This window comes from Pontibacterium sp. (assembly GCF_041587635.1).
Taxonomy (GTDB): domain Bacteria; phylum Pseudomonadota; class Gammaproteobacteria; order Pseudomonadales; family Balneatricaceae; genus Pontibacterium.
Genome location: NZ_JBFGYC010000417.1, coordinates 1 through 3,665, shown reverse-complemented (window position 1 = coordinate 3,665; position 3,665 = coordinate 1). Strand labels below are relative to the sequence as shown.

Below are 3,665 nucleotides of genomic sequence, written 5' to 3'. Positions count from 1 at the left end.
TCTGCCAGCATACCGCCGAACATGGCGCCGGCGGCATCAGGTGTGATGGTGTCGAATGCACCGGTCACCGAGCTGACGGTGTAGGACAAGGTCCAGCCGGAGATCACGGTATAGAAGCTGAGGATCAGGAAACCACAGATAATGGCCATCCAGCCCACACCTTTCCAGAGTGGATTGGCACCGGCTTCTTTAGCCATCGTCGCCATCGCGCCGGTTGGGTTTTGCTGAGAGCGGCGACCGATCATGATCTCGGCCATCATCACCGGGATACCAATGACGAGAATGCAGGCAAGGTAGACCAGGACAAATGCGCCACCACCGTTCTCGCCGGTGATGTACGGGAATTTCCAGATATTACCCAAGCCTACGGCGGAGCCTGCTGCAGCAAGGATAAACGTCAGGCGGCTGGACCACTGTAGGCGGCCCCCTGTAGATACAGCAGCAGAATTGCCCGCATTGGAGGCGTTGGCGCTCATAGCGTCAGACATAGAAGCGTTCCTTATTCTTATAATGTTGTGTCTTTTTATAATTTTTACCGGCGGCTAATGTCCGGATTTCGATCTGTGTTGTATTGGACGAAATTGCTTTGGCGCGGATAAAAAAGCGCCGGAGTTAAGGTCCGGCGCAAGGTGGGTTATCCGATCAGTCCGTCAGCTGCTCCAGAGAAATCTCGAAGGCCGTCTGGGCAACCAGTGTGGTTGCGCGGGAACGGTTGTGGCACTGGATCAGTGCGCGCTGAATGGTGTCGGATACGTCGTTAAAGATGGCGCGGTCAGAGATTTCGATTTTGCTTTCCATCAGGAAGGCAAATGCGCGGGCCATACCGCAGTTCGCGATGAAATCTGGCAGTACGGCGCATTTCTTGTCGGCGTATTCGTAGATCGGGCCGTAGAAAATTTCAGGATCGTTAAACGGTACGTTGGCACCGCTGGAGACCACTTCCAGGCCACCATCAATCAGGCGGCTAATCTGGTCCTGAGTGATCAGGCGGGACGCTGCACATGGCAGGAAGATATCGGCTTCCAGGTCCCAGATGCGGTTGTTTACATCTTCGAAAGAGATCAAGTTGTCGCCGGTCAGCGTATTGTGCTCTTTGTTCATAAACAGATCGGTGACCGCTTCACGACCCAGTCCTTCCACATCGATCAGGCCGCCGTTACGATCAATGATACCCACAACCTTCGCGCCAGCTTGTGCCAGATAGTATGCGGCAGCAGAGCCGACGTTGCCCCAGCCCTGAATGATGACGCGTTTGTTCGCTACGTCGCCGCCGTAGATGTCGTAGTATTTCACGACAGACTCCGCTACACCCCAGCCGGTGATCAGATCGGCAACTTTGTACTTGCGGCCAGAATCCGGAGTGTAGTGCGGATCTTCAACGATCTTGGAAACGCCCAGACGCAGCTGTCCTACTTTCTGGATCTGTTCGCTGGTAGTCGGTTTGAAATGACCGTTCACCACGCCTTCCTGCGGGTGCCACAAGCCAAGGCTTTCGGTGATTGGGATGACTTCGTGCACTTCGTCCACATTCATATCACCGCCGGTGCCGTAGTAGTTTTTCAGCAGCGGAGCAACTGCGCTGTACCAGCGTTTCAATACGCCGTGTTTGCGTGGGTCAGCCGGGTCAAAGTTGATGCCGGATTTGGCGCCACCGATTGCCGGGCCGGATACTGTGAACTTTACTTCCATGGTTTTCGCCAGAGATTCAACTTCATGGCGGTCCAGACCTTTACGCATACGGGTACCACCACCGGCAGCACCGCCACGCAGGGAGTTGATCACGACCCAGCCTTGCGCTTCAGTTTCGGAGTCGTTCCATTCGAAGACGATTTCAGGAGCGGTGTTTTCGTAGTTCTGGAGGAGTTCTTTCATTTTCATTTTATTATTCTGCTTGTTGGGTCTTACGGTGTTGGATGGCACTTCTTAATACGTGGTTAGGATCCCGATCAGGCACGGCGAAGCCTGAGAACCGGTTTAACACCGGAACCGTACCTGTCGGGAAATTCTTTTCGCTTAACGTATTGCTTAAGAAAGTAGGGTGGGAGCAAACCCGCACGCCAAGTTTATGGCCCGCTCCCGGATGACTGATGTCACTTAGATCACGCCGCGGCGTTCCTGGTCACGTTCGATGGAGTCGAACAACGCCTGGAAGTTACCTTCGCCGAAGCCGTTGTTGTTTTTGCGCTGGATCAGCTCGATAAAGATCGGGCCGAACAGATTCTTGGTGAAGATCTGCAGCAGGTAACCGGAGTCGTCACCGTCGACCAGTACCTGGTGTTCTTTGACGCGAGCCGGATCTTCGGTTACATGGGGTACACGGTTGAATACTTCATCGTAGTATTCGTCGTTGATATCCAGTGTATCGATCACTGAGCGATCCAGTTTATCCAGAGACGTCAGCAGATCGTCGGAGCGGAATGCGATGTGCTGTACGCCCGGACCGTTGTACATATCCAGATACTCATCGATCTGGTTGTTGTTATCGTCTTTGCCTTCGTTGATTGGGATGCAGAAGCTGCCACATGGTGACTGCAATGCGTAAGACAGCAGGGCGGTCTTCTGGCCTTTGATATCGAAGTAACGTACCTCGGTGAAACCAAACACGTTGATGTAGAAGTCGGCCCATGTCTGCATGGTGCCTTTGTACACGTTGTTGGTCAGGTGATCGATATTAATGAAACCTTTATCTTCAACCAGTACCTGCTCAGCGAGATCTTCAAAGTCGGCTTCATAGATGCTGCCGTTCGCGCCGAACTTGTCGATAAAGTAGATCAGGCTATCGCCAATGCCGTAGATCGCCGGGTAGGGCAGGTCTTTAGCATTGTCGTCAGCCGCTTTTGCGCCTCGATCGATGGCAATTGCCAGTGCCTGATCGGCATCGTCTACGCGCCAGCCCATAGAGGAGATAGCTGGACCGTGAGATTTGGCGAACTTGGCAGAGAATCCCTCTTTCTCGTTGTTTAGCAGAAAGTGGATGTCATTCTGGTTGTAGTAGGTGATGTCCTTGCCTTTGAATGATTTCAGCTTGGAAAAGCCGAACGCATTGAACACATCATTCATAAACCCGGTATCAGGGCTGGAAAACTCTGTGAATTCGATACCGCGAAGGCCCAGAGGGTTATGTGAGTTGTTCATTGTCGTATCCCGTTGTTAATCAGATTTATTGTTGTATGCCGGGACCGGGTCAGTTGTTTCAAACTGCGTGGTTTGTCCCTGCGTTCTTGATATTTGTCATTGTCATGAGAATCTCTAACAATAAAAAGAATAATATTTGCATAAACTCCATCTAATAATTAGATGGTAATGGCTGTTCTTTATGGTTTTTTCCTCGCTTGAATGTCATTTCAGTTCCATTTCTCTCATTTTAAAATCCAATTTTGTTTGATTGATCTGAGTGCCGAGGCCCTGGCGTATAAGTAGAAACCCTGTGAAAGCCTTTCAAAACCTAGCCTCCGTCAATTCTTTAGTGAAAATATTAAGAATGGGCGTATAGGATAATTGTTTCATTGCCGTATAAATATTAAGGTCACGCTTACTTTGTTAGACGCGCCCGGCGGTATCTTATTCCCACGGATTGGGAGCGCGTCCACTCTTCTGGGAGCCCTTCGTGAGCTTGTTCAAAATTGCAACGCCGTTGTCATACTGGATTCTCGTTGCGCTTTGGT

At 51.2% G+C, this 3,665-nt stretch carries 3 protein-coding genes; all 3 read right to left on the bottom strand.

Features of this window, described 5'->3' with window-relative positions:
- Positions 1-488 (bottom strand): sodium-dependent transporter (locus ABYW01_RS16670; RefSeq protein ID WP_372834861.1); only part of this gene is annotated, 488 nt, incomplete at its 3' end.
- A 154-nt stretch (positions 489-642) separates the two neighbouring features.
- Positions 643-1,878: a Glu/Leu/Phe/Val dehydrogenase dimerization domain-containing protein gene (locus ABYW01_RS16665; RefSeq protein WP_372834860.1), complete on the bottom strand. Its 1,236-nt coding sequence runs from the start codon at positions 1,876-1,878 to the stop codon at positions 643-645.
- A 216-nt stretch (positions 1,879-2,094) separates the two neighbouring features.
- Complete coding sequence (hppD, locus tag ABYW01_RS16660; protein ID WP_372834858.1) at positions 2,095-3,135, bottom strand: 4-hydroxyphenylpyruvate dioxygenase; 1,041 nt, start codon at positions 3,133-3,135, stop codon at positions 2,095-2,097.
- Between the last annotated feature and the right edge of the window lie 530 nt (positions 3,136-3,665).